The sequence below is a fragment of the Methylobacterium sp. 37f genome (genome assembly GCF_023093475.1).
GTDB lineage: Bacteria > Pseudomonadota > Alphaproteobacteria > Rhizobiales > Beijerinckiaceae > Methylobacterium.
The window spans coordinates 1-26,409 of record NZ_JAGHKN010000004.1 but is presented as its reverse complement, the minus strand read 5'-3'; the positions used below and the strand labels follow the sequence as shown (position 1 = coordinate 26,409).

24 protein-coding genes are annotated in these 26,409 nt (G+C 70.1%); 13 read left to right on the top strand and 11 right to left on the bottom strand.

Annotated elements, in window-relative coordinates:
• Positions 1-2: 2 nt before the first annotated feature.
• From J7U37_RS03875 to J7U37_RS03840, 8 genes are all read right to left on the bottom strand, one after another.
• On the bottom strand, positions 3-1,106 hold the full coding sequence (locus J7U37_RS03875; RefSeq protein WP_247634872.1) for a hemolysin family protein: 1,104 nt from the start codon (positions 1,104-1,106) through the stop codon (positions 3-5).
• A 36-nt stretch (positions 1,107-1,142) separates the two neighbouring features.
• Entirely contained in the window at positions 1,143-1,652 is a 510-nt protein-coding gene (ybeY, locus tag J7U37_RS03870; protein WP_247634871.1) for an rRNA maturation RNase YbeY, read from the bottom strand.
• Positions 1,649-2,758 (bottom strand): PhoH family protein, encoded by a 1,110-nt coding sequence (locus J7U37_RS03865; protein ID WP_247634870.1) that lies wholly within the window; start codon positions 2,756-2,758, stop codon positions 1,649-1,651. Before J7U37_RS03865 ends, ybeY begins: the two co-directional genes overlap by 4 nt.
• A 172-nt stretch (positions 2,759-2,930) precedes the next feature.
• Complete coding sequence (gene miaB, locus J7U37_RS03860; protein WP_247634869.1) at positions 2,931-4,271, bottom strand: tRNA (N6-isopentenyl adenosine(37)-C2)-methylthiotransferase MiaB; 1,341 nt, start codon at positions 4,269-4,271, stop codon at positions 2,931-2,933.
• Positions 4,268-5,218, bottom strand: a complete 951-nt coding sequence (locus J7U37_RS03855) for a lysophospholipid acyltransferase family protein (RefSeq protein WP_247634868.1) — start codon at positions 5,216-5,218, stop codon at positions 4,268-4,270. Before J7U37_RS03855 ends, miaB begins: the two co-directional genes overlap by 4 nt.
• A gap of 27 nt (positions 5,219-5,245) precedes the next feature.
• Positions 5,246-5,767, bottom strand: coding sequence for a GNAT family N-acetyltransferase (locus J7U37_RS03850; protein WP_056189516.1), 522 nt, complete (start codon positions 5,765-5,767; stop codon positions 5,246-5,248).
• The gene (gene tsaB, locus J7U37_RS03845) at positions 5,764-6,441 is read right to left on the bottom strand and encodes a tRNA (adenosine(37)-N6)-threonylcarbamoyltransferase complex dimerization subunit type 1 TsaB (protein WP_056189520.1); all 678 of its coding nucleotides are present in this window, start codon (positions 6,439-6,441) and stop codon (positions 5,764-5,766) included. Before tsaB ends, J7U37_RS03850 begins: the two co-directional genes overlap by 4 nt.
• A gap of 187 nt (positions 6,442-6,628) precedes the next feature.
• A complete protein-coding gene (locus J7U37_RS03840; protein WP_056189523.1) occupies positions 6,629-7,195 on the bottom strand; it encodes a NifU family protein in 567 nt (188 codons plus the stop codon).
• Positions 7,196-7,463: 268 nt separating this feature from the next.
• On the opposite strand from J7U37_RS03840, the gene rplS reads away from it, so the two are divergent.
• Entirely contained in the window at positions 7,464-7,919 is a 456-nt protein-coding gene (rplS, locus tag J7U37_RS03835; protein ID WP_247634867.1) for a 50S ribosomal protein L19, read from the top strand.
• A gap of 142 nt (positions 7,920-8,061) precedes the next feature.
• Here the strand turns inward: rplS and J7U37_RS03830 are convergent, their stop codons facing one another.
• Both J7U37_RS03830 and J7U37_RS03825 read right to left on the bottom strand, forming a co-directional pair.
• On the bottom strand, positions 8,062-10,080 hold the full coding sequence (locus J7U37_RS03830) for an EAL domain-containing protein (protein WP_247634866.1): 2,019 nt from the start codon (positions 10,078-10,080) through the stop codon (positions 8,062-8,064).
• A gap of 369 nt (positions 10,081-10,449) precedes the next feature.
• Positions 10,450-12,039, bottom strand: a complete 1,590-nt coding sequence (locus J7U37_RS03825) for a catalase (RefSeq protein ID WP_247634865.1) — start codon at positions 12,037-12,039, stop codon at positions 10,450-10,452.
• A 138-nt stretch (positions 12,040-12,177) separates the two neighbouring features.
• Here J7U37_RS03825 and J7U37_RS03820 point away from each other — a divergent pair, with 138 nt between their 5' ends.
• From J7U37_RS03820 to rimM, 12 genes are all read left to right on the top strand, one after another.
• On the top strand, positions 12,178-13,152 hold the full coding sequence (locus J7U37_RS03820) for a LysR substrate-binding domain-containing protein (protein ID WP_247634864.1): 975 nt from the start codon (positions 12,178-12,180) through the stop codon (positions 13,150-13,152).
• Positions 13,153-13,215: 63 nt separating this feature from the next.
• Positions 13,216-14,265, top strand: a complete 1,050-nt coding sequence (locus tag J7U37_RS03815) for an AbrB family transcriptional regulator (protein ID WP_247634863.1) — start codon at positions 13,216-13,218, stop codon at positions 14,263-14,265.
• 1 nt (position 14,266) lies between these two features.
• A complete protein-coding gene (locus J7U37_RS03810; protein ID WP_056189539.1) occupies positions 14,267-14,623 on the top strand; it encodes a diacylglycerol kinase in 357 nt (118 codons plus the stop codon).
• Positions 14,624-14,867: 244 nt separating this feature from the next.
• Positions 14,868-15,866, top strand: a complete 999-nt coding sequence (locus J7U37_RS03805; protein WP_247634862.1) for an asparaginase — start codon at positions 14,868-14,870, stop codon at positions 15,864-15,866.
• Positions 15,867-16,098: 232 nt separating this feature from the next.
• The gene (ilvA, locus tag J7U37_RS03800; protein ID WP_247634861.1) at positions 16,099-17,652 is read left to right on the top strand and encodes a threonine ammonia-lyase, biosynthetic; all 1,554 of its coding nucleotides are present in this window, start codon (positions 16,099-16,101) and stop codon (positions 17,650-17,652) included.
• Positions 17,653-17,865: 213 nt separating this feature from the next.
• A complete protein-coding gene (locus tag J7U37_RS03795; protein ID WP_247634860.1) occupies positions 17,866-20,028 on the top strand; it encodes a methyl-accepting chemotaxis protein in 2,163 nt (720 codons plus the stop codon).
• A gap of 133 nt (positions 20,029-20,161) precedes the next feature.
• The gene (lgt, locus tag J7U37_RS03790; RefSeq protein ID WP_247634859.1) at positions 20,162-21,079 is read left to right on the top strand and encodes a prolipoprotein diacylglyceryl transferase; all 918 of its coding nucleotides are present in this window, start codon (positions 20,162-20,164) and stop codon (positions 21,077-21,079) included.
• Positions 21,076-22,158 (top strand): SAM-dependent methyltransferase, encoded by a 1,083-nt coding sequence (locus tag J7U37_RS03785; protein ID WP_247634858.1) that lies wholly within the window; start codon positions 21,076-21,078, stop codon positions 22,156-22,158. Before lgt ends, J7U37_RS03785 begins: the two co-directional genes overlap by 4 nt.
• 400 nt (positions 22,159-22,558) lie before the next feature.
• Positions 22,559-22,783, top strand: a complete 225-nt coding sequence (locus tag J7U37_RS03780) for a hypothetical protein (protein ID WP_056189555.1) — start codon at positions 22,559-22,561, stop codon at positions 22,781-22,783.
• 44 nt (positions 22,784-22,827) lie between these two features.
• Complete coding sequence (gene ffh / locus J7U37_RS03775; RefSeq protein ID WP_247634857.1) at positions 22,828-24,381, top strand: signal recognition particle protein; 1,554 nt, start codon at positions 22,828-22,830, stop codon at positions 24,379-24,381.
• 114 nt (positions 24,382-24,495) lie between these two features.
• On the top strand, positions 24,496-24,858 hold the full coding sequence (gene rpsP / locus J7U37_RS03770; protein WP_055957770.1) for a 30S ribosomal protein S16: 363 nt from the start codon (positions 24,496-24,498) through the stop codon (positions 24,856-24,858).
• Between the two features lie 10 nt (positions 24,859-24,868).
• The gene (gene rimM, locus J7U37_RS03765) at positions 24,869-25,555 is read left to right on the top strand and encodes a ribosome maturation factor RimM (RefSeq protein WP_247634856.1); all 687 of its coding nucleotides are present in this window, start codon (positions 24,869-24,871) and stop codon (positions 25,553-25,555) included.
• Between the two features lie 264 nt (positions 25,556-25,819).
• Here rimM and J7U37_RS03760 read toward each other — a convergent pair.
• Positions 25,820-26,409: diguanylate cyclase (locus J7U37_RS03760; protein ID WP_247634855.1), on the bottom strand; the 590-nt coding region annotated here is incomplete at its 5' end.

Genomic DNA, 26,409 nt, shown 5'->3' with positions numbered 1-26,409 from the left:
CGTCACGGGGCCGGCGATCCGGGCGGCGTGGGCGCCGGCAGGGCCAGCGGAACCACGGCGGTGATGCGGGCATCCCCCCGCTGCAGGCGCAGGCGCTTCACCCGGCGCGGATCGGCGTCGAGCACCTCGAATTCGAGGTTCCCGGGACCGCTGATCAGCTCTCCGCGCGAGGGCACGCGCCCCGCCAGGGTCACGATCAGGCCGCCGATGGTGTCGATCTCCTCGGCCATCTCGCCGACCGCCGCCACGAGGTCGACGCCGCTCGCGGCGGAGACCTCAGCGAGGCCCGCCCGGGCATCGGTGACGAACACGTCGCTCTCGCCGTCGACGCGCTGGATCAGGTGACCCTCGGCGACATCGTGCTCGTCCTCGATGTCGCCCACCACCATCTCGACCAGATCCTCGATCGAGATCAGGCCGTCGGTGCCGCCATACTCGTCGATCACGAGGGCCATGTGGGTGCGCGTCGCCTGCATCCGGACCAGCAGATCGATGGCCGGCATCGAGGGCGGCACGAACAGCACCGGGCGCTGGATGCGGGTCGCCGCCAGCGTCGCCGAGAGGTCGACCTGGGCGAGGTTGAGGCTGCGCAGGGCGCGGGCGCCCCGGCGGGCCCGCGGCGGCAGGACCGGGGCGGCCTCGCCCTCCGGCTGCGTCGGTGCCGCACGGCGGCTGCCGGCCTCGGCCCGGGCTGCGATGTGGTCGACGAAGTCGCGGATGTGGACCATGCCGCGCGGGTCGTCGAGGGTTTCCCCGTAGACCGGAAGCCGGGAATGCCCGGCCGTTCGGAACAGCTTCAGCAGGTCGCCGAGGCTGGTGTCCATCGAGACCGCGACGATGTCGGCCCGGGGAATCATGACGTCGTCGACCCGCACCTTGTGCAGGCCGAGCACGTTCTTCAGCATGGCGCGTTCGAGGGGCGAGAACGCGTTCTCGCCGGTGTCGGGCTCGGCCAGCGCGCCCTCGATGTCGTCGCGCAGCGAATCGCGCGGGCGAAGATGGAACACGTGGAGGAGGCGGTCGTACCAGGGCTCGCGGGCCTGGTTCTCACCATCGCCGGAACTGGGCGCGGCCTGGGCCGCGCCGCGACTTCGATCGTTCGTCATGTCTCTCTGATCTGGGATGTCGGGCGGGATCGCCGCTCACTCCGTGCAGGTCTCTGCAGCATAGGGGTCGGGCACGCCAAGGGTCCGAAGCGCCGCCACTTCGAGGGCTTCCATCGCCTCGGCATCCGCCTCGCCGGTCTCGTGGTCCTGACCGAGGAGGTGAAGGGTGCCATGGACGAGGAGATGGGCCAGATGGTCGCTGAGCGGCTTCGACTGCTCGGCACTCTCGCGCAGCATCGTGTCATACGCAAGAACGACGTCGCCGAGCGGACGCGGCACGCCCGGATGAGTGGGCTGGGGCGCAGCCGGGAAAGACAGCACGTTGGTCGGCTTGTCCTTGCCGCGCCAAGTCCGGTTCAGGTCCTGCACCGCCGCATCGTTGGTGAGCAGCACGCTGATCTCGACCTCGCCCTCCGGCGCCTCGGGGGCGGCGGCGAGCGCGGCTTCCACGGCCCGGATCACGAACGCTTCGAGATCCGGCGCCACGCTCGTCCAGCGCGCGTCCTCGACCGCGACGTCGATCTCGGCCGAAACGGCAGCGTTCACGACAGGGGCCTCCGGCGGGATAGGGGCGCCCGGTCGGCATCGCCCTCCCCGTGCGACGCCGCCTCGTAGGCGGTGACGATGCGGCGGACGAGGTCGTGGCGCACCACGTCGACGTCGCGGAAGGTGATGCGGCCGATGCCCTCGACGCCGTCGAGCACGCGCACGGCCTCGACGAGGCCGGATTTCTGGCCCGGCGGCAAATCGATCTGGCTCGGATCGCCGGTGATGATCATGCGGGAATTCTCACCGAGCCGGGTCAGAAACATCTTCATCTGCATCGAGGTGGTGTTCTGCGCCTCGTCGAGGAGCACCACGGCGTTGGTCAGGGTGCGCCCGCGCATGAAAGCCAGCGGCGCGATCTCGATGATGCCGGTCTGCAGACCGCGATCGACGTGGCGCGCCTCCATGAAATCGTAGAGCGCGTCGTAGATCGGCCGCAGGTAGGGATCGACCTTGTCGCGCATGTCGCCCGGCAGGAAGCCCAGGCGCTCGCCGGCCTCGACGGCGGGGCGCGACAGGATCAGGCGCTCGACATGGCCCTGCTCCAGCAGGGAGACCGCATGGCCCACGGCGAGCCAGGTTTTGCCCGTCCCGGCCGGTCCCTCGGCGAAGACGAGTTCGTGGCTGCGCAGGGCCTTGATGTAGGCGTCCTGCGCGGGGTTGCGGGCGCGCACGGCGCCGCGCTTGCGCGTGGCGATCTGGTCGAACACAGCCCGGTCGGGCTCGGCGCTGACCTCGGCGGCGGGAAAGAGGTTGCCCTGCTGCGTCGTTTCCTGGATCGCCCCGTCGACGTCGCCGAGGGTCAGCGGCAGCCCGTTGGTCTTGACCCGGGCATAGAGCCGCTCGAACACCTTGCGGCCCTTCTCGGCCGCCTCGACGCTGCCCTTCAGCACGAGATGATTGCCGAGGGCCGTGGCGGTGACGCCGAGACGGCGCTCGATATGGGCGACGTTCTGGTCGTACTGGCCGAAGACGAGGCTCGCGAGGCGGTTGTCGTCGAAGGTCAGCGCGACCTCCTCGGTTTCGACCGGCCCCCCGATCCGCGCCGCCGGGCCGCGCCCCCGCAGAGCGCCGCCACGTCCGCCCGACCCTTCAGTTCCTGGCACGCCGTTGTCCTTCATTGCCGTCCGGGACGGATCGCAGGCTGCGAAGCCGTTTCGCACCGCGTGTCCGGAGAAGCCCCTGACATCGGAATTCGTTGCGCCACGTCCAGCGATTCCCCGGCGCGGCGTATCGCCCGACAGGCGACAGAAGGCGCCGCCGCTGCGCTCCGAGCGCTCAAGCGGCCGCCGCCGTGTCGCCGACCGCCTCGCCGAACAGGCTGTTGGAGCCGGCCCGCACCACCCGCACCGGCACCACCGTGCCGATGGTCGAGGCGGGCGCATCGAACTGCACCGGCAGCAGATGAGGCGTCTTGCCGGCGACCTGGCCGGGATGGCGCCCGACCTTCTCGACCAGGACCTCGACCACATGGCCGACGGCCGAGGCGTTGAAGGCGTGCCGCTGCGCGTCGAGCAAAGCCTGGAGCGCGGCCAGGCGCTCGGACTTCACCGCCTCCGGCACGGCATCGACGCTGTCGGCGGCCGGGGTGCCGGGACGCGGGCTGTACTTGAACGAGAAGGCGCTGGCGAAGCCGATATCGCGCACCAGGCGCATCGTCTCCTCGAACTCCGCATCGGTCTCGCCGGGAAAGCCGACGATGAAGTCCGACGACAGGGCGATGTCGGGCCGGGCCGACCGCACCCGCTCGATGATCCGCCGGTACGCGTCCCCGCTGTGCTTGCGGTTCATCGCCCGCAGCACCCGGTCGGAGCCGGACTGCACCGGCAGGTGCAGGTACGGCATCAGCGCCGGGATCGTGCCATGGGCGGCGATCAGGTCGTCGTCCATGTCGTTGGGATGGCTGGTGGTGTAGCGCAGGCGCAGCAGACCGGGCAGCCGCTCCAGCGCCCGCAGCAGCACCGGCAGGGTCGCGCTTTCGCCGTCCGGCCCGAGGCCGTGATAGGCGTTGACGTTCTGACCGATCAGCGTGATCTCGCGCACCCCGCCGCGCACCAGCTTCTCGGCCTCGGCCAGGATCGCCGCCACGGAACGCGAGACCTCGGCGCCGCGGGTATAGGGCACCACGCAGAAGGCGCAGAACTTGTCGCAGCCCTCCTGCACCGTGAGGAAGGCGGTGACGCCGTGGGTCCGGCGGGCCGGCAGATGGTCGAACTTGTCCTCGACCGGAAACTCGGTGTCGACCACGCGCCCGGTGGCGGAGCGCGCCAGCAGATCCGGCAGGCGATGGTAGTTCTGCGGCCCCACCACCACGTCGACGGTCGCGGCGCGGGCCAGGATCTCGGCCCCCTCGGCCTGGGCGACGCAGCCCGCCACCACGATCTTGGTGTCGCGTCCGGCCTGCGCCCGCTCACCCTTCAGCACACGCAGGCGCCCAAGCTCCGAATAGACCTTGTCGGCGGCTTTCTCGCGGATGTGGCAGGTGTTGAGGATGACGACATCCGCGTCCTCCACCACGTCGGTGGCCGCATAGCCCTCGGCGCCCAGCACGTCCGCCATGCGGGCGGCGTCGTAGGCGTTCATCTGGCAGCCGTAGGATTTGACGTAGGCTTTCTTCAACAGTCCGATTCCGAGGATGAGGATGTGCGGCCGCCCATAGCACGGATCGGCGCCGCCGTCGCGATGCCCTGGTGGATCGGCAACTCCCTCCCCGGCAGGCTCGTGCTGGAGCGCGTTCCGGCGGGGCGGCGCCCACACCAGACCGGCCCGAGGGGCGGGCGTCCGGTCGTGCCGCGCTGGACCGCCTCGCGCACGGAAGCTTCGGCCAGGGCGGTGGCGCGCTTGCGGTCGGTGCCGGCTTCGAAGGCGATCGGCGCGCCCCAGGTGACGTGGATGTCGAGGGGACCGCCGGCCAGGAAGCTGGCGAGGTGGGGCGCGAGGTCCATGTCGCCGTACCAGGCGATCTCGGGGCGCTCGGCACGCACCACCGGCAGGCCGTTCCGGCGCGGATAGGTGAGCGCCAGCGGCTGCAGGCGGATGCGGGCCGGGCCCTCTCCGGCGACGGCCGCGCGGGCGGCGCCCACGAGCGAGGAGCGGAACGGCAGCAGCCGGGTCCCGTCGCCCGTGGTGCCCTCGGCGAACAGCACGATGAGATCGCCCCCCGCCAGACGGCGCGCCACCGTGGCGTTGACGCTGGCGGTGTCGGCGCGGCGGGTCCGGTCGATGAAGACCGTGCGCTGGAGCCGCGCCAGGGTGCCGACCACCGGCCAGCCGGCGATCTCGGATTTGGCCACGAAGGAGAGCGGCCGCAGGGAGCCGAGGACGAGGATGTCGAGCCAGGACACGTGGTTGGCGAGCACCAGGGCCGGCTCGCCCGGCTCGGGCGGGGTGCCACTCTGGGTCACCCGCAGGTCGAACAGCATCCGGAAGGCGCGGTGGAACAGCACCGGCATCCAGGCCGCGATCCGTCCGCGCCCGAAGCGCAGGCTGAGAAGGTGGGGGCCGACGATCGCGCCGAAGAGGAGCGCGCAGAGGAGGAGCCGGATCGCCGTGCCGACGCGGGTCATCGCGCGCTCAGGCGCCGTGGCGCCGGATCACGCCAGCACCGCCGTCATGGTCAGAGCGGTCGCGCGCTGGCCGTCGGCGCGGGTGTAGTAGCCCGTCCGCTCGCCGACCTGCCGGAAGCCGTGGCGGGCGTAGAGCTTCAGCGCCGGGGCGTTGCCCTCGTCGACCTCCAGGTGGACGGTGCGGATGCCGGTCTGGGCCAGGTGTTGGAGATGCGCGCTCACCAGCTTGTGCGAGAGGCCGCCGCCGCGCACGCCCGGCGCCAGCACCACCGTGAGGATCTCGGCCTCGTCGGCGGCGCGGCGCGACAGGACGAAGCCCTGGATCGCACCGTTCTTCCACAGGGCATGCGCCTCGGTGGAACGCTCGCACAGCATGCGCTCGAACTCGTGCGCGTCCCAGGGGCGGGCGAAGGCGGTGGCGTGGATGCGGGCCAGCGCCCGGGCCTGACCGGAATCGCGCAGAACGGTCACGTAGGGCGCCGTGCCCCAGGCTTCCCACCAGGCGGACCAGACCTCGAAGGGCCAGAAGGGAGTCAGGGGTCGGGTCATCGGCGCGCAAGCCTCGCATGATCCTGCGGCTGGGCGTCGGGGCCACGCAGGTAGAGCGGCCGGGCCAAGGCCTGGGCCGGATCGGCGAGCATGCCGAGCGAGGCGATCCAGCCGATCTCGGCGGCCCCGGTGCCGGCGACCTCGACGGCGAATCCGCGGGCCTTGGCGGCGGCGGCGATCAGGGGCGCACCGGAGCCGACCAGCGTCACGACGCCATCGAGCATCGCCGCCGCCTCCGCGACCGGAACGTGGCTCGGCGGCACCACGATGCCGTCCGTCATGCTCATCGCCTGGAGGTAGACCGAGCCGTGACGCGCGTCGATGGCGGCGACGATCAGGCCCTCGCCGTTGAGCGCCAGCAGCGGCGCCAGCAGGGCCGACAGGGTGGTGACGCCGACCACTGGAATGCCGGTGGCGAGACCGATGGCGCGGGCGGCCGAAAGCCCCACCCGCAGCCCGGTGTAGCTGCCCGGCCCGACCGTCACGGCGACGCGGTCCAGCGCCTCGAAACCGCCCTCGACCCGGGCGACCACGCGCTCGATCATCGGCAGCAGGGCCTCGGCATGGCCGCGACCGAGGACCATCGACTCGTGGGCGAGGAGATCGTCGGTGGCATCCGAGGCGATGCAGACGGAACAGGCGTCGAGCGCCGTGTCAATGGCGAGGATACGCAAACTCACTCCCGATCGTGCCGCGGCCCCGGAGCGCGCCTGCGTCCCGGGACGGCCTGACGTTAAGACAAAAACGGCCGCTCCGGCAGAGCGGAGCGGCCGTCAGGGACACATTCGCTCAGACCTGTTGCGGCTTTGCGCCGAACGGGCGGTTTCTCGACCTCGGATCGTCGACCTTGGATCGTCGGCCTTAGATCGCTTGCACCTCGCGGATTTCCGGCAGGAAGTGCCGGAACAGGTTCTGCACGCCGTTGCGCAGCGTGGCGGTGGAGGACGGGCAGCCGGAGCAGGCGCCCTTCATCTCAAGGTAGACCACGCCTTCCTTGTAGCCCCGGAAGGTGATGTCGCCGCCGTCGCCGGCCACGGCCGGACGAACGCGGGTCTCCAGCAGGTCCTTGATCGTCTCGACCGTCTCGAGGTCGGCCGGATCGAAGAACTCCTCGGCATCCTCGCTGCCGACGACGTGGCCCTCGGCCAGGGTCGGCGCACCGGACTGGAAATGCTCCATGATCGCGCCGAGCACGGCCGGCTTCACCTGCGGCCAGAGATTGTCGTCCTCGGCCTTGGTGACCGAGATGAAATCGTGCCCGAGATAGACGCCCGAGACGCCGGGCACGTCGAACAGGCGGGTCGCCAGGGGCGAGCGGGCCGCGGCCTCGGCGTCGCGCGCCTCGAAGGTGCCCTCGGTCAGGACCACGCGGCCGGGCAGGAACTTCAGGGTGGCGGGATTCGGAGTGGCTTCGGTCTGGATGAACATGGCTCAGAAAGATCCTCGTCCGCTGCGCCGGTTCAAGGCCGGCCGGGAATGACGCCGGAAGGCTCCGCCGCCCTCTCCATGTGGACCGGAGCGGCGATTTTCTCAACCGTGCGGGCTGCGCAGAGCCCGCCCCGAAACCGCCGGGACCGGGTTGGACAAGGGGCCGCACCTCGTGTATGGCCCGCCTCAATTCAAAACAGGATGCCGAAATCCTGACGCACGCGGTCCCATCCGGGGATCACGGGCGCGCACCGGCAGGATATCATCGATGAACATCATCCAGCAGCTCGAGCAGGAGCAGATCGCTTCGCTCGGCAAGACCATCCCCGACTTCCAGCCCGGCGACACCGTGACGGTGAACGTGAAGGTGAAGGAAGGCGAGCGCACCCGTGTGCAGGCCTATGAGGGCGTCTGCATCGCGCGCTCCGGTGGCGGCCTCAACGAGAGCTTCACCGTCCGCAAGATCTCCTACGGCGAAGGCGTCGAGCGCGTGTTCCCGCTCTACTCGCCGCTGATCGATTCGATCGCCGTCGTCCGTCGCGGCAAGGTGCGTCGCGCCAAGCTGTACTACCTGCGCGACCGTCGCGGTAAGTCCGCCCGTATCGTCGAGCGCGCCGATCGCCCCGCCGAGAAGGCCGCCAAGGCCGATGCCTCGAAGGCGAACAAGGACGCCCGCAAGGCCGAGAAGGCCGCCAAGAGCGCGGCCAAGAACGCTGCCGCGTAAGATCGCAGCAGGATCCGATGAACATCTGACGGGCGCATCGCGCGCGCGTCCGCCGGATACGAGAAGGCTCGCACGGGATATCGCGCGGGCCTTCCGTCGTTTTCGGAGCAGAATCCGTCACCACCGACCGGACGATCGGTGATCAGGCCTGCACGGCGAGGCGTCGGCGGCCCGTGACGAACCAGCCCTCGTCCCGGGACAATCCGAATCGCAGGGCGGCGTTGTGGGCGACCCAGTCCAGCGCGGCCGGCTCCGGCATGGCGCCGGCGAAGTGGTAGCCCTGAAGGATCGGGCATCCGAGCTGCTTCAGGATGTCGAACTGGGCGCGGGTCTCGACGCCTTCGGCCACCACCGTCACCCCGAGGGTCCGGGCGAAGGCCAGGATGGCCTTCATCAGGAGGCGGTCCCGTTCCTCGTCGACGAGGTTCTTGATGAAGCTCCGATCGATCTTCAGGCAGTCGAAGCGCAGGTTGCGCAGGGCTCCGATCGACGAGTACGCGACGCCGAAATCATCGACGATGATGCCGACCCCCATCCCGATCAGCGCCTCGACGTCCGCCCCGCCCCGCTCGCTCGAATAGACCGCCTCCTCGGTGATCTCGATCGCGAGGCGCGCCGGCGCGACCTGGTGGGCCGCCAGTTCGGCGGCGACCATCGCGGCGAGGGGATAGCTGCCGAATTCACTCGGCGACATGTTGATCGAGACACGGACGTGGGAATGGCCGGCGGCATCGAGCTGCTGCGCCATACGACAGCCGTCGCGCAGGATGACCTGCATCACGGCGCGCGACTGGCGCGTCGCCAGGGCAGCCGCGATCACGTCCGGGGGCGACACCCACCCCAGCTTCGGATGGTTCCAGCGCAGCAGCGCCTCGACCCCGACCACCGCGCCGGTCCGACTCTCGACCTGGGGCTGGAACCAGGCCCGGATCGCCCGGCTCTCCAGGGCGCCGGCGAGGTCGCGCTCGATCTCCCGCTTGATCCGCGCCACCCGGTACATGGCCTCCTCGTACCGGCACCAAGCGCCACGGCCCTTCGATTTCGCGACATAGAGGGCCAGGTCGGCATGGCATTGCAGGTCTACGAGGGTGTCGGCGTCACCCGGGTAGCGGGCGATGCCGACGCTGGCCCCCGCCTGGACGGTCTGGCCGGACGCCGTGACGAGCACGGCAAGCTGCGCCACGATCTCCCGCGCCAGCCTCGGCCCGTCGTCCCGGCCGGGCGGACCGGGGACCAGGGCGGCGAACTCGTCGCCTCCGAGACGCGCGACCACGGCCTCCGCGCCGAGAATCCGCTTCAGTCGCGCACCGGATTCGACCAGGACCGCGTCGCCGACCGCATGCCCGAAGGTATCGTTGATGCCCTTGAAGCGATCGAGGTCGATCAGCAGGATCCAGAACTCCTCCCGATCCGCCGCCCCATTCCCCAGGCGTGCCTCGAAGGCGGCTTGATAGGCCGCCCGGTTGAACAGGCCGGTCAGGTGATCGTGGGACGCGGAATATTCGAGGCGGCGCAGGGCCTGCTCGGCGGCGAGATTGGCGGCCTTCAACGATTCGGCCAGCGCGGTGGCTTCCAGCTTGAGGCGGCTCGATTCCAGGTAATGCGCCTCCTGGTCGGTCGCGCCGCGAATCATCAGCACCGCGAGGATGATCAGGTTCACGGCGATGATCTGCGCGCTGAGAGATCCCTCGACGAGGAACAGCACCGTGAGGACCGAGAGGCTCGGAAGCATGAAGGCGATGGCGGGAGCCCGGGACACCTTGCTCTGGATGACCCCGGCATTCAGGCTGCAGAAGGCCAGGGCGACCGCCACCGACTGGGTGTGTCCGTTCTGCGCGAGGCCGATCAGGGCACCGGCCCAGCACAGGCCCGAGAGCAGGGCGCCGATCCACGCGAAGTCCAGGACCCGGTCGGGGTACCGGTCCGCGTGGCTCAGCCTCAGCCATCGGGCGGCAATCAGGGCACGGGAGAAGTTGAGCAGGGCGTTGACGCCGACGAAGGCGAGGATCAGCGCGCGAGGAACCAGCTCCCACATCATCCCGCCGAGGGACACCGAGACGAACACGTTCGCGATCAGCGTCGGGCGCATGCCCCGCAGGACCTCGCGCGCCCGATCGCGCTCGATGATCGCCTCGACGGAGCTGAGCTCGTTCCTGATCAAGGCTGATCTCTCGTCCCGCGCTCGAACACCCTGGCATTCTGCCACGCCGGCTATCTGACAGACCAATCGGTAAATATATCGTGCGTCCTTCGAATAACGCAGCCTATAGGGGGAATCATCAAAAACAAGAACTTGTCTTCAACAACATAAGATTTCAAGTTTACAGCACATCACACCGCAACGTCCGTGCCTGTCGAACGACGGATGTCCGTCACCGCTCGATGGATGTCATTGCGTCGAACCCCTCGTCGCGCGTCGTTCCCGATCCGAGCTTTGCCTGCGGCGCGCAGAGGATCGAGCAACGAAAAAGTCCCGCCGGGTCCTAGGACCCGGCGGGACTCGATCAGCCTTCGCGATGAGACGGTGAGTTTACTCGGCGGCGATGCTGTGAGCCTGGCTGCCGTCGGTATAAGTCTCGGCCTGGAGCCGCTTGCCCGGCGCGGCGCGGCCCGGAAGCGGCGGCAGAGCCTTGGCCTTCTCCAGATCGATCCCCGCACCCTCGGCGACGCGACGGCCGTAATCTTCGTCGGCGTGCCAGAAGTGCCAGACCATGCGCAGCTGGATCGGCTCCGGGCACTGCTTCATATCGCCGACGAGGTTGGCGATGAGGTCGTCACGCTCCCAATCCTGGAACGAACGGTAGCGCACGCCGGCCTGGGTGTAGTCGTCCTCGGTGCGCGAGGTCTGGTAGCGGCCGAGCTGGCCCTGCACCGGCTGGTGATAATCCTTGGCCGGCTTCGGCGCCTCGCGCAGACCCTCGGCCAGGGTCGAGGGCTCGTAGTTGATGTGGGCATTCGGGCCGGTGCCGTCGACGCCGTAGGTCATCTGGCCGTCGCGCTGATTCGAATAGACCTTCACGCCCGGCTGCGGCGCGTTGATCGGCAGCTGGAGGTAGTTGGCACCGACGCGGTAGCGCTGCGTGTCCGAGTAGGACAACGTCCGGCCCTGGAGCATCTTGTCGTCCGAGAAGTCGATGCCATCCACGAGCACGCCCGTGCCGAAGGCCGACTGCTCGACCTCGGCGAAGAAGTTGTCCGGCACGCGATCGAGCACCATGCGGCCGACGGGCAGCAGCGGGAAGTCCTCGACCGGCCAGAGCTTGGTGTCGTCGAGGGGATCGAACGACAGGTGGTCGTTCGGACCGTCGGGCATGATCTGCACGCAGAATTCCCACTCGGGGAAGTTGCCGGCCTTGATGTTGTCGTAGAGGTCGCGCGTGGCGTGGCCGACATCCTTGGCCTGGATCTCGGAGGCCTGGGCCGAGGTCAGGTTGCGGACGCCCTGCTTGGGCTCCCAATGGAACTTGCACAGCACGGCTTCGCCCTGGTCATTGACCAGCTTGTAGGTGTTGACGCCCGAGCCCTCCATCTCGCGATAGTTGGCGGGGATGCCCCAGGGCGACTTGAGGTGGGTCACCATGTGGATGGCTTCGGGATGCTGCGCCACGAAGTCGAAGAAGCGCCACGCCTCCTGCTGGTTGGTCACCGGATCGGGCTTGAACGCGTGGATCATGTCGGGGAACTTGATCGCGTCGCGGATGAAGAAGACCTTGAGGTTGTTGCCGACCAGATCCCAGTTGCCGTCGACGGTCTTGAACTTCACCGCGAAGCCGCGCGGGTCGCGCTCGGTCTCGGGGCTCTCCTTGGCGCCGGCCACGGTGGAGAAGCGCACGAACATCGGCGTCTTGACGCCGGTCTCGTTGAGAACGCGGGCGCGGGTGTACTTGGAGGCCGGCTCGTTGCCGATCTTGCCATAGGCCTCGAAGTAGCCGTGAGCGCCGGCGCCGCGGGCGTGGACGACGCGCTCCGGGATACGCTCGCGATCGAAATGCGTGATCTTCTCGATGAACTGGTAGTTCTCGAGGGTCGCGGGGCCGCGCTCGCCAACCGTACGGGTGCTCTGGTTGTCGCGAACCGGGTGGCCCTGTCGGGTGGTCAGGATCGGGCGCTGATCGCTCATGCGGTGCTCTCTCGCTCAGATAAGATCGTCGCGGCGACCGCCGCATCCGAATCTTGGAATCATTCCGAGCCGGTCTTATGGACCCGCGCCGGCGATTTGGCTAATGCATCGTGGCGAAAGGGATGATAGGCAAAGCCTATGCATATGTCGGGCCTGTCCCTGCGCGATCTCGAATATGTCGTCGCCGTCGCCGAGGAGATGCATTTCGGCCGGGCCGCCGAGCGCTGCAACGTCAGCCAACCCACCCTGAGTGTCCAGGTCCGCAAGCTGGAAGACCTGCTCGGCCTGGCTTTGTTCGAGCGCGGCAATCGCCGGGTGATGCTGACCCCGGCCGGCCAGACCATCGTGCGCCAGGCCCGCATCGTCATGGCGGAGGCCCAGCGCCTCCTGGTCCTGGCCAGCGAGGGGCGCGGCGCCCCGCTCACCGGCCGCCTCGTCCTGGCGGCCATCCAGACGCTCGGGCCCTACCTGTTCCCCCTGGTGTTGCGGACCCTGCGCCAGGAGTTTCCGCTGCTGGCCCTGGCCCTGAGCGAGGCCCGTACCGCCGAAATCCTCGAAGGATTGCGCAACGGCCGCATCGACGCGGCCCTGATCTCGCTGCCGGTGCCGGCCTCCGGGCTCACCGTGTCGCCGCTCTTCGTCGAGCCGTTTCAACTCGCCTGCCCGGCCGAGCACCCCCTCGCCCGGGGCGGTGCGCTGCGCGCCACCGACATCGCCGGGCCGGACCTCCTCCTCCTCGACGAGGGCAACTGCCTGCGCGACCAGACCGTGGCGGCCTGCGGCGCCGGCTCCGCCGCCGGGCGCCATGCCACCAGCCTGGAGACCCTGCGCTCGATGGTGGCGGCGGGGGCCGGATACACCCTGCTGCCCACCCTCGCGGTTCCCACCGGACCGGACCCGAGCGGCCTCACGGTGACCCGCAGCTTCGACGTCGACGGCCCCGGCCGTACGATCGCCCTGGCCTGGCGCACCAGCGATCCGCGCAGCGACGGCCTCGCCCATCTCGCCGCCTTCTTCCGCGCCCATGCCCCGTCCGGCACCACCGCCTGCCGCGACGACGGCATGCCCCGCCCGCGCATCCCGCGCCGTGACAGCGTGGCCGATCCGGTGTAGCGCCCGGCACGACGGGCCGTACGGCCCGGCCTTCGCGTCTCTCCGCATCCTTCCGGCCTCTCCGTGCTCTCACTGCGCTTTCTCGGCCGTTGGGCGGCTCTCCTCGGCGCCTCCGGCCTCCTGGCCTATGGCCTCGACCACGCGCATTTTCCGGCGGCGCTGCTGCTCGGGCCGATGGTGGCGGCGATCGCCTTCGGCGTCGGCGGCGCGAACCTGTCGGTGCCGAAATTCGGCTTCCAGGCGGCCCAGGCGATGATCGGTTGCCTCGTCGCCCATACGGTGACCGGCGAGATCGTCCGCACGGTGTCGGAGGACGGCGTCCTGATCCTGGCGGTGGTGCTGGTCACGGTGCTGGTCGGCGGCGCCGTGGGCTGGGCGCTCACCCGCCTGCGCATCCTGCCGGGCTCCACCGCGGCCTGGGGCTCGTCCCCCGGAGGCGCCGCCGCCATGGTGGCGATGTCGGAGGAATACGGCGCCGATCCCCGCCTCGTGGCCTTCATGCAATACGTGCGGGTGGTCGCCGTGGTGCTGTCGGCCTCCGTCATGGCCCGCCTGCTCACCGATGTCACCGACGTGGTGCCGGCATCCGACCCCTTCAGCGTGGCACCGCTCTCGATCCTGGCGACCCTGGCGGTGGCGGCCGCCGGCGCCGTTCTGGCGAAGGTCGTGCGCCTGCCGGCCTTCGCGCTGATCGGGCCGATGCTGCTCGGCGCGGCGCTCCACGCCTCCGGCCTCGTGTCGATGGCACTGCCCATGCCGGTCCTCGACCTCGCCTACGCCACCATCGGCTGGTATGTCGGCCTGCGTTTCCGGCGCGAGACCCTGCGCGAAACGGTGAGCGCCCTGCCGGGCATCATGATCGCCACCCTGGGGGTGATCGCCCTGTGCGGCGGCTGGGCCTACGGTCTGACCTTCCTGCTGCCCATCGACTTTCTCACCGCCTACCTCGCCACCAGTCCCGGCGGGCTCGATTCGGTGGCGATCATCGCGGTCGGCTCGAAGGTCGACGTGTCCTTCGTGCTCGCAGTCCAGACCCTGCGGCTGTTCGTGGTGCTGGTCACCGGACCGGTCGTGGCCAAGTGGATCACCCGCAGCGCTCCGGCGGCCCGCTGAGATGCACGCCCTCTATCTCGCCTTCCTCAATTCCTGGCGCGGCCTCGTGCACGGCGCCCGCACCGAGCGAGCCGTGCGCCTCGAACTCGTGCTGCTGGTCCTCGGGGTGCCGCTGGGGCTGCTGCTCGGCTCCACGCTCTGGGTCCGGGTCGCCCTGCTGGCGAGCCTGCTGCTGATGCTGGCCGCCGAGTTCCTCAACACCGCGATCGAGAAGCTCTGCGACCACCTCCATCCCGGGCACCATCCCAAGATCGGCATCGTCAAGGATCTCGCCTCGGCCGGGACCTTCTCGGCCCAGGGCATCGCCGCGCTGATCTGGATCGCCGCCCTGGTCGAGCGCCTGTCGGACCACCCCTGACGCCGCATCGACAGTGACGGCCTCGAACGAAACGAGCCGATCACAGTCGCAGGCCCGATGAAACAGCATCGCCCTGCGTGATCTGGACAGGGACGGCGCGGTCCTTCAACGCTGGACGTCCGGTCGATCGTCGACGGAGCGACCGCAATCCTTTGAAACGACTTGCGTCCACCGAGGTGCGTTCATGCCGGTAGCCATGATTCTGAGACAGACACTGTTCGGCTTGAGCGGTTTACTGCTTCTGATGCAACCGACAGCTGCGGCCGACCTGCCGAAGATTGCCGTGATCGCGACCGGCGGAACCATCGCCATGAAGCTCGACCCGGCCACGCATGCGCCGGTGCCGGCCCTCTCAGGCGAGGATCTCGTCGCGGCCGTCCCGAAGCTCAAGGACCTCGCGGCGATCGCCGTCACCGAGTTCAGCAATGTCCCGAGCGACTATATGGGGCCGGATCGCTGGCCCGGCCTGTCACGCAAGGTCGACGAAATCCTGGCCGACCCGGCGATCCGCGGCGCCATCGTCCTGCACGGCACCGATACCCTGGATCAGACCGCCTACTTCCTCGACCTCACCCTGAAGAGCGACAAGCCCGTGGTCCTGGTGGGCGCCCAGCGCAACGCCTCCGACTGGGATTCGGACGGGTCGCGAAACCTCCTCAATGCGGCCCGGCAGATTCTCGCCGACGGCGCGAACGGCATGGGCGTGACGGTGACGCTGAACCATCACATCAATGCCGCCCGCGAGGTGCGCAAGACGCATACGAGCAACGTCGAGACCTTCAATTCCGGCGATGCCGGCTTCCTCGGCTACGTCGACGAGGACCGGGTCGTGTTCAGCCGTAAGTCGCTGCGCCGCCAGACCCTGCCGCTGCCCGAGCGCATGCCCCGGGTCGATCTCGTGGCGATGTATGCCGGCGCCGACGGCAGTCAGGTACGCCACGCCGCCGAAACGGGGGCGGAGGCCATCGTGGTCGAGGCCTATGGCTGGGGCAACATGAATGCCGAGATGCACGACGCCATCGCGGAGGTCATCGCCAAGGGCGTCCCGGTCATCGTGGCCACGAAGGTTTCCAACGGCCGGGCGCTGCCGGTCTACGGCTTCAAGGGCGGCGGCAACACGCTGCTCAAGGCCGGCGCGGTCTTCGCCGACGACCTGACGCCGGACAAGGCGCGCATCCTCACCCTGATCGCGCTGCCCAAGACCCGGGAGCGCGCGGCGCTGCAGGCCCTGTTCGACAAGTAGGCGCCTTCGCGTCGCTGCCGGGAGGGCCGGCGTCGCCGCCATCGTGCGGCGGCGCCCGGACAGGATCTTGCCTGCGACAGGACCTCGCCCGCGACAGGACCTCGCCCGCGACAGGACCTCGCCCGCGACAGGACCTCGCCCGCGACAGGACCTCGCTCGCTTCTGGCGCGCCGAGCGCCTATGTGCGGGCATCCGTCTTCCGCATCGCCGCCTCGCCGGAGCCCGTGTCTCCTTGACCGACTACATCCGCAAGATCCTCACCGCCCGCGTCTACGACGTCGCCATCGAGAGTCCGCTCGACCCGATGCCGCGCATGTCGGCGCGCCTGGGCCGCCCGGTGCTCTTGAAGCGCGAGGACCTGCAGCCGGTCTTCTCGTTCAAGCTGCGCGGCGCCTACAACAAGATGTCGGGTCTGTCGCCCGAGCTGCTGGCCAAGGGCGTCGTCTGCGCCTCGGCCGGCAACCATGCGCAGGGCGTGGCGCTCGCCGCCGCACGGCTCAACGTCCGCGCCGTCATCGTGATGCCGCGCACGACTCCGGCGATCAAGGTCGATGCCTGCCGGGCGCGCGGCGCCGAGGTCATTCTGTTCGGCGATGCCTTCGACGAGGCGCTGGGCCATGCCCGCGAATTGGAGGCGCGCGACGGGCTGACCTTCCTGCACCCCTTCGACGATCCCGACGTGATCGCCGGCCAGGGCACCATCGGGATGGAGATCCTGACCCAGCATTCCGGGCCGATCGAGGCGATCTTCGTGCCCGTCGGCGGCGGCGGCCTCGCCGCGGGCATCGCCACCTTCGTGAAATACCTGCGGCCCGAGACCAAGGTCATCGGCGTCGAGCCGGACGATGCGGCCTGCATGGCGGCCGCCCTGGCGGCCGGGAAACGGGTGGTGCTGCCCACCGTCGGCCTGTTCGCCGACGGCGTCGCCGTGCGCGAGGCCGGAGCCGAGACCTTCCGGCTCTGCGCCGAGTTCCTCGACGAGGTCATCACCGTCGACACCGATGCGATGTGCGCGGCGGTCAAGGACATCTTCGACGACACCCGCGCCATCTCGGAGCCCTCGGGCGCCCTGGCGCTGGCCGGCGCCAAGGCCTACGCCGCGCGCCATGGGGACGGCGCCGGGGCGGGGACCGGCACGCTGGTGGCGATCTCCAGCGGCGCCAACCTCAACTTCGACCGCCTGCGCCACATCGCCGAGCGGGCCGAGATCGGCGAGGAGCGCGAGGCCCTGCTCGGCGTCACCATCCCCGAGCGCCAGGGCGCGTACCGCGCCTTCATCCAGACCCTTGGGCCGCGGGCGATCACCGAGTTCAACTACCGCTACGCGACCGGCACCGATGCGCAGATCTTCGTCGGCATCAATCTCGCCGGCGGCGCGCGGGAGAAGCACGGCCTGATCGAATCGCTGCGCGCCGCCGGCTACCGGACCGTCGACATGAGCGACAACGAGATGGCCAAGGTCCATATCCGCTACATGGTCGGCGGCCGGACCACCGGGCTCGCCCACGAACGGCTTTACCGCTTCCAGTTCCCGGAGCGCCCGGGCGCGCTGATGAAGTTCCTCGACGCGCTCGGCGACGACTTCGACATCAGCCTGTTCCACTACCGCAATCACGGAGCCGATTACGGCCGCGTGCTCGCCGGCATCGGCGTGCCGCCGGCGGACCGCGCCCGCTTCGATGCCGCCATCGCGAAGCTGGACTATCCGTGCATCGACGAGACCGACAACCCGGCCTACCGGATGTTTCTCGACGACGGCGGAGCATCCGGCCGGGAGGCTGCCTGAGCCGGATGGGTTTCGGCCATCCGGTTTGAGTTGGCGTGTGGTCGACCAGAGTCTCCGCCGCGTCGCTGGCCGAAACGCAACAATTGATGCCGCATCGGCGGAGCGTAACCGGCAGTCTCTGCCTGGGCTGCCGAGCGACTGGCGGGCTGAAACCTAATTCTTCAGTATTTGGTTGCATGATCGGGCTTCGCATTTCCCGATCGGTGCCCTTCGATGCCTCGTCTCTCCAGTCTGAACTTCCGCCTTCCCGCAATCACGGTCGGGCTCGCCCTCGTCAGCGCCACCGTGATGGGCGGGCTGAGCTGGTACAGCGCCCGCGCCGGGCTGGTGGATGCTGCCCAGGAGCGCCTGCAATTCGCCGCCTCGGCCCGCAAGGCGGGAATCGAGCTGGTGGCCGAGCGGGTCGGCGGCGACCTCGTCACCATCGCGGGCAACCCGCAGGTGGGCGGCAATTTCGGCGACCTCGTCGAAGCCCTCGATCCGGCCAAGGCCGATTTCGCCGGTCTCGTCCGCACCTACACCGAGGGCGCGACGCTGGAAGCCCGCCTCGGCGCCGAGGCGGCCGGCACGATGTACGGACGCCGCCACGCCAAGGTCCAGGAGGTCGCCCGCAAGATCCTGGAGCGGCCGGGCTATGCCGACCTCGTCTTCGTCTCCGAGGACGGCCGCATCGTCTACACCACGACCAAGGGCAAGGACTTCGGACGCGCCCTGGCCGAGCCCGATCTGGCCGGCACCGGCCTCGTCCGTCTGGTGGAGCGCCTGAAGGCTTCCGGTTCCGACGCGACCCTCTACGAGGATTACGGCGCCTACCCGGCCGATGCCGTGCCGTCCGCCTTCATCGGCCGCGCCATCGCGCGCCGCGCCAACGTCGCCATGGGGACCGGCCAGGACTCGGCCCGGATCGGCTTCGTGGTGATGCGCCTGACGCCGGCCCTGTTCGACCGCACCCTCGCGGATCGCGGCGGCCTCGGCGAGACCGGTCAGGTCATGGCGGTGGGCGGCGACGGCGCCCTGCGCAGCGACCCGCCGCTCACGGCCAACTCCGGCAAGCCCGTGACCGCCGGCACACCCGTGACGACCCTGGGCCTCGACAAGGATGCCCTGGCGAGCGGGCGCCCCTTCACCTACCAGGACGGCGCCGGGCGCCGCATGGTCGCCACCGCCAAGGTCTCGGTGCTCGGCGCACCGTGGACCATCCTGGCCGAGCAATCCGAGGACGAGACGCTGGCGGCGGTCGGAACCCTGACCCGGGCGCTGGCCTTCACGGCCCTGGCGGTGCTGGCCGTGACGGCGATCCTCGGCCTGCTGTTCGCCCGCACCATCGTCGGTCCCCTCGGCGCCCTGACCCGCGCTCTGCAGGCGCTTGCCCGCCGCGAGACCCTGGCCGAGGTGCCGGGCAGCCGCCGCGCCGACGAGATCGGCGACATCGCCCGCGCGGTCGTCACCATCCGGGACATCTCCCTGGAAGAAGCCGCCCAGCAGCTCCAGACCACCGAGGCGGCACGCCTGCGCCAGGAGACCGAGCGCCGCGCCCTGTTGCGCGACCTCGCCGACCGGTTCGAGCACTCCGTCGGCGGCATCGTCGGCACCGTTTCGCAGGCCTCGTCCGACCTCCAGGGCGCGGCCTCGGGCATGACCGAGGCGGTGGCCGGCACCGCCCGTCGCTCCAGCTCGGTCGCGGCGACCGCGCAGGAGACCGCCGGCAACGTCAACGCGGTGGCGGTGGCGGCCGAGGAACTCGGCGCCACGGTCGGCGAGATCGGCCGGCAGGTGGAGCAGGCCTCCGCCATGTCGGGTCAGGCCGTCGAGGAGGCGGGCCGCACCGCCGCCACCATGCAGACCCTGTCCGAGGCCGCGACCCGGATCGGCGACGTGGTCGGCCTCGTCTCGCAGATCGCCAGCCAGACCAACCTCCTGGCGCTCAACGCCACCATCGAGGCGGCCCGGGCCGGCGAGGCCGGGCGCGGCTTCGCCGTGGTCGCCTCGGAGGTGAAGAACCTCGCCGAGCAGACCAGCCGCGCCACCACCGAGATCGCCGAGCAGGTCGAGGCGATCCGTTCCGCCACCACCGGCGCCACCGGGGCGATCCGCAGCATCGTCACCCGCATCGAGAGCATGAGCGTCGTCACCAGCAGCATCGCGGCGGCGGTCGAGGAGCAGGGTGTCACCACCCAGGAGATCGTCCGCAACATGGGCCAGGCCTCGGCCGGCACCGGGGCGATGAGCCAGGACATCGAGGCGGTGGCGCATGCGGCGGCGGAGGCCGGCGCCACGGCGGCCCAGGTCCAGCGCGCCTCGGCGGACCTGTCGCGCCAGTCCGAGCACCTGCGCACCGAGGTCGGCACCTTCCTCGCCACCGTGCGGGCCGCCTGAGGCGCGCGCCCCTTCCCCCGCGAAGAAGGGCCGGCGGCGCTCGCCGGCCCTGCTTCGTCAGCCATGTCCTCAGCGGCCTTGACCCCCCGGCGGGCTTGGCTCCAATGCCCCGGGTCAACCGGGACGCCTCGCCATGCCGCCGCTCCTCGCCCTGCCCTTCCCCGCCATCGATCCCGTAGCGGTGGCGATCGGGCCGATCACCATCAAGTGGTACGCGCTGGCCTACATCGTGGGCCTGCTCGGCGGCTGGTACTACGCCCGTCGGCTGGTGGCGGCGGACCGCTACTGGGGCGTGGTGCGGCGCCCGACCCTCACCGACATCGACGATCTCATCGTCTGGGTGGCGCTCGGCGTCGTGCTCGGCGGGCGCATCGGCTACGTGCTGTTTTACAACCTGCCGCTCTACCTCTCCGACCCCGTCGAGATCCTGGCCATCCGCAACGGCGGCATGTCCTTCCACGGCGGTTTCCTGGGCGCCGTTCTGGCGATGCTGCTGTTCGCCCGTGCCCGCAAGCTCCAGCCCTTCACCTTCCTCGACATCGCCGGCGTGGTGGTGCCGATCGGGCTGTTCTTCGGCCGCATCGCGAATTTCGTGAACGGCGAATTGTGGGGGCGCATCGCCCCGGACTTCGCCTACGCGGTGGTGTTTCCCTCCGGCGGCCCCCTGCCCCGGCATCCGAGCCAGCTCTACGAGGCCGCCACCGAGGGCGCCCTGATGTTCGTCGTGATGGCGCTGGCGGTGCGCGCCTACGGCTTCCGCAAGCCCGGCCTGATGGGCGGCATCTTCGTCCTCGGCTATGCCCTGGCCCGGACCTTCTGCGAGTTCTTCCGCGAGCCGGACCGCCAGCTCGGCTACCTGTTCGGCACCGAGAACTGGTCCACCGGCGGTATCACGATGGGGATGGTGCTGTGTGTCCCCATGGCGCTCGTCGGGCTCGCCGCCATCGTGATGGCGTTGCGCGGCACAACCCGCCCGCGTGTCGCGGTTGAGGACCTGCCCCCCGCGAACACCGCCAGCGCCGCCAATCCGGCGAAGGCCGACGCGGCGTGACGAGTCCGCTCTTCGCCGCGATTCGCGACGAGATCCTGGCCTCGGGTCCGATCGGGCTCGACCGCTACATGACCCTCTGCCTCGGCCATCCGGTCTACGGCTATTACCGCACCCGCGACCCGCTCGGCGCGAGTGGCGACTTCGTCACCGCCCCCGAGATCAGCCAGATGTTCGGCGAGCTGATCGGCATCTGGATCGCGGCGACCTGGGGCGCGATGGACGCACCGCCCGATCTCGCTTTGGTGGAACTCGGCCCCGGGCGCGGCACCCTGATGCAGGACGCGCTCCGGGCCTTGTCGCGCGCCGCCCCGACACTCCGCCCCGCCCTGCACCTCGTCGAGACCAGCCCGGTCCTGCGCGAAGCGCAGGCGACACGCCTCGCGGCCGCCGCGCCGACCTGGCACGACAGCATCGATACCCTCCCGCGCGCGCCGACCCTCGTCATCGCCAACGAGTTCTTCGACGCGCTCCCCGTGCGCCAGTTCCAGCGCACCGCGCGCGGCTGGTTCGAGCGCCTCGTGGGCCTCGCCCCGGACGGGACCGCCCTCGTCTTCGGCCTCGCCGCCGAGCCCGACACCCGCATCACCGCGACCGGTCTGGACGGGGTGCTGATGACCCTGCCGAGCGCCGCCCTCGAGATCGTGCGCAGCCTCGCCCGTCGCCTCGTCGCCGACCGGGGCGCGGCCCTGATCATCGATTACGGCCATGTCCGGCCCGGGTTCGGCGATTCGCTCCAGGCGATGCGCGGCCACGGTTTCGTGCCGCCCCTCGCCACGCCCGGCGAGGCCGACCTGACCACCCATGTGGACTTTTCCGCCCTGGGCCGCGCCGCCCGCGCCGAGGGCGCGACCCTGCACGGCCCGGCCGACCAGCGCGACGTTCTCGCCGCCCTGGGCCTGCGCGAGCGCGCCGAACGCCTCGGCCGCGACGCCAGCCCGGCCCAGCGCGATGCGATCACGGCAGCGGTGGCCCGCCTGACCGACCCGTCCCGGCGCGGCATGGGCAGCCTGTTCAAGGCGATGGCGTTTTCGGACCCGTCGCTCACCGCCCTCCCGGGTCTCCCGACGGCGCCGTCGTAGGCGGCTCGGCCCGGCTCAAGGCACGCGACGGGCCAGCCACAGGGGCCACAGATTCAGCGCGAGAGCGCCGCAGGGGAACAGCAGCAGGGTCAGGGTGTGGGCGTCCATCGACGTTCTCATCGTCCTGAGGGCTCAGGGCAAACGCATAGCCGAGTCGTCCCGAACAACTGAGTATGAGGCTTGGCGGGCGGCGGATCGCCGAACAGGCGCAAAACTTGACTTCACCCCCTCATCGGATTAACCGCCATCGCATTCATGCGACGGTTTGATCGTCAACACGAACGCCGACCGGCCCTGTGAGGCCGGAGGTCAACGCCCGACAGCGCGATGCGCCCTCGGGCGGGTTTCGCGTTGGAGAACAGGGCGTCGGTTCCGGTTCACACGTCGTCGTCGAGTCCCGATGCCCAACGCCCCCGCGAAGACGCCCCTGCGCATCGAGGATGCGGTGAACGACACCTGCCCGTGGTCGGGCAAGCCGATCGCGGCGGATTCGCTCACCCTCTACAACGGCGCCGTGGTGGGCTTCTGCAATCCGGAATGCCGCGACAAGTTCGCCAAGGCGATCCGCGGCTTCGAGGACGCGCTGCAGGCGCGGCGGGCCGAGAGCGCGGGCGTCAACCAGTGATCGCTCCGACGATGCAGACGATGCCGGTTCAGGGAGCCTGACGCATGTTCGAAGGCCTGTCCGATCGCCTCTCTGGAATTCTCTCCGGCCTGACGCGCCGCGGCGCCCTCACCGAAGCCGACGTCACCGCGGCTTTGCGTGAGGTCCGCCGCGCCTTGCTGGAGGCCGACGTCGCCCTCGAGGTGGTGCGCGGCTTCACCGAGAAGGTGCGCGAGAAGGCCGTCGGCGCCGTCGTGCTGAAGTCGGTCACGCCCGGCCAGATGGTCGTCAAGATCGTCAACGACGAGCTGGTGGCGATGCTGGGCTCGGAAGCCGGCATCATCGATCTCAACGCCCCCGCCCCCGTCGCCATCCTGATGGTCGGCCTGCAGGGCTCGGGCAAGACCACCACCACGGCCAAGATCGCCCGCCGCCTCGTCGCCCGCGACAAGCGCAAGGTTCTGCTCGCCTCTCTCGACACCCGTCGCCCGGCCGCCATGGAGCAGCTGGCGATCCTGGCCAAGCAGGTCGAGGTCGAGAGCCTGCCGATCGTCGCCGGCCAGTCGGCCGTGCAGATCGCCAAGCGCGCCATGGACGCCGCCCGCCTTGGCGGCTTCGACGTGGTGATGCTCGACACCGCCGGCCGCATCACCCTCGACGAGGCGCTGATGGCGGAGGCGGCCGAGGTCAAGGCCGCGACCAACCCGCACGAGGTGCTGCTGGTCGCCGACGCGCTCACCGGCCAGGACGCGGTCAACACCGCCCGCGCCTTCGACGAGCGCCTCGGCGTCACCGGTATCGTGCTGACCCGCATGGACGGCGATTCGCGCGGCGGCGCGGCCCTGTCGATGCGCGCCGTCACCGGCAAGCCGATCAAGCTCGTCGGCACCGGCGAGAAGGTCGACGCCCTCGAGGAATTCCACCCCTCCCGCGTCGCCAACCGCATCCTCGGCATGGGCGACATCGTCTCGCTGGTGGAGAAGGCGGCCGAGACCATCGACCACGAGCAGGCGCTCCGCACCGCGGAGAAGATGCGCAAGGGCAAGTTCGACCTCGACGACCTGTCGATGCAGCTCGCCCAGATGGAGAAGATGGGCGGCATCGGCGGCCTGATGGGCATGCTCCCGGGCATGGGCCAGATGAAGAAGCAGGTCGAGAGCGCCAACCTCGACGAGAACATGTTCAAGCGCCAGCGGGCCATCATCTCGTCGATGACCGCGCAGGAGCGCAAGAATCCCGACCTCCTCAAGAATTCCCGCAAGAAGCGCATCGCGGCGGGTTCGGGGACGAAGGTGGAGGAGCTGAACAAGCTCCTCAAGATGCACCGGACCATGGCCGACATGATGAAGGCGATGGGCTCGGGCAAGCGCGGCATCGGCCAGGCGCTGGGCTCGATGTTCGGCATGGGCGGCGGCGGTGGAATGGGCGGTATGCCCGGCCTGCCCCCCGGCATGGCGGAGCCCACGCCGGAGATGATCGCCGACATGCAGAAGCAGCTCGGCGGCAAGCTCCCCCCCATGCCTCCGGGCCTCGGGGGCAAGATGCCGGGCCTGCCAGGCCTCGGCGGGCCGAAGGGGCTTCCGGGCCTCGGCGGCTTCCCGTTCGGGAAGAAGAAGTAGCACCGGGGCGCCGGTGCGCAGCGACGAGCGAAGGGACCTGCGTCTTCTCCGCTCCTCTCTGCCCACCGGACGCCTCATCCGACACACGCAACACCCCCTCATCAGGAGAAATAAATGTCCCTCAAGATCCGCCTGACCCGTGGCGGCGCCAAGAAGCGCCCGTACTACCGCATCGTCGTCGCCGACGCCCGCGCCCCGCGCGACGGCCGCTTCATCGACAAGGTCGGCGTCTACGACCCGATGAAGGCCAAGGACGATCCGGCCCGCATCGTGCTCGAAGCCGACAAGATCCAGGCCTGGCTCGCCAAGGGCGCGCAGCCGACGGACCGCGTCCTGCGCTTCCTCGACGCCGCCGGCCTCGCCAAGCGCCCCGCGCGCAACAACCCGCAGAAGGCCGAGCCGGGCGAGAAGGCCAAGGAGCGCGCCGCCAAGCGCGCCGAGAAGGCCGCTGCCCCGGCCGAAGACGCCGCAGCCTGAGGTCCCCCGCATGGCGCGTCGTCCCGGAGGCCTATCGACCCACGGTGACGGCGGCCGCCGTGCGCGGCCCGGCCGCATCGGCAGCGAGGCGGCCACCTCGCCCCACCGGCCCAAGGCGGAGGTCGACGTGCCTCTGCCGCCCACCGACCCGAGCCTCGTCCAGATGGGCGAGTTCGGGCGGGCGCACGGGCTCAACGGCGAGGTCCGGCTGAAATCCTATACCGGCGACCCGCAGGCCATCGCGTCCTACGGGCCGCTGATCGGCGCCGATGGCCGCCGCATCGAACTCACCGAGGTCCGGCAGGCCGGCGGTGCCTCCCCCGACCTCCTGGTCGCGCGGGTCAAGGGCGTCGGCGACCGCACCGGGGCGGAGGGTCTCAACCGCCTCGCCCTGTACCTGCCGCGCGAACGCCTCGGCACCGTGGCGGAGGAGGACGAGTTCTTCACCGCGGATCTCGTCGGCCTCGACGTTGTCGACACGCAGGGCACGGTGCTGGGCACCGTCGCGGACGTGCCGAATTACGGCGGCGGCGATCTTCTCGAAATCAAGCCGGCCCAGGGCGGCGCCACGGCCCTCCTGCCCTTCACCAAGGCCTTCGTGCCGGACCTCGACATCGCCAACGGCCGCGTGGTGATCGACCCGCCGGAGGACCTGTTCGCTCCGGCCCAGCCGCGCCCGCCCGAGGAACCCGTCTGAGGAACCCGTTTAGCGGGAACTGCCGATCCGGTGACGCTCGGGGAGGATCATCGGATCGGCCAGCGTCCCCCATACGACAGGGAGGCCGAACGGACCGGGTGACACGCCGCGTTCGTCACCGAAACGGTGAAGGCCCGACGTTCGCCGTCCCTATCGTAGATGTCGAAGTCGAAGCGCGGCTTGGTCGGTCTCGCGAGCACCGTGCGTAAGCACATCGGTCCCGGAGGCGCGGGAGGCCGTGGGCAGCGCCGCGACAGCGTCACCTCAGCCCGAACCACCGGAGAACGGACCCTCCTCCCTCGACCGGTCGCGGGCGACGGACCCGGACGCCGGCGCTCCGTCCGGGTCGGACAGCATCGTCGAAGTGCGCCGCTCGAAAAATGCCGCGTCGTCCGAAGCAGCGGACCCGCCCGAAGGGTCGGCATGGCGGGTCTGGTTCCGCCCGTCCGCCTTGGCGGCGTAGAGGGCGGCATCCGCGGCACGATAGAGGTCGCTCAGCGACCACATCCCCGGTTCGACGTCGTCGCTGCTCGCCACGCCGATGCTGACCGTCAGCGTGCCCGCCGCGATGCCCGAGACGGCGAGATCGAGGCGGCCGACCGCCGCGTGGATGCGGGCCGCGACACGGGCGGCGCCCAGACCGTCGATTCCGGGAAGCAGCACCACGAATTCCTCGCCGCCGACCCGGCACACGAGGTCGCCGGCGCGGGCGACGCTGGCTTCGAGGCAGCGCGCCAGGCCTTTCAGCACCTCGTCGCCGACGGCGTGGCCATAGCGGTCGTTGAGCGCCTTGAAGTGGTCGGCATCGATGACCAGGAGCGACAGGGGGAACGGCGACAGCGATTCCACCGCCC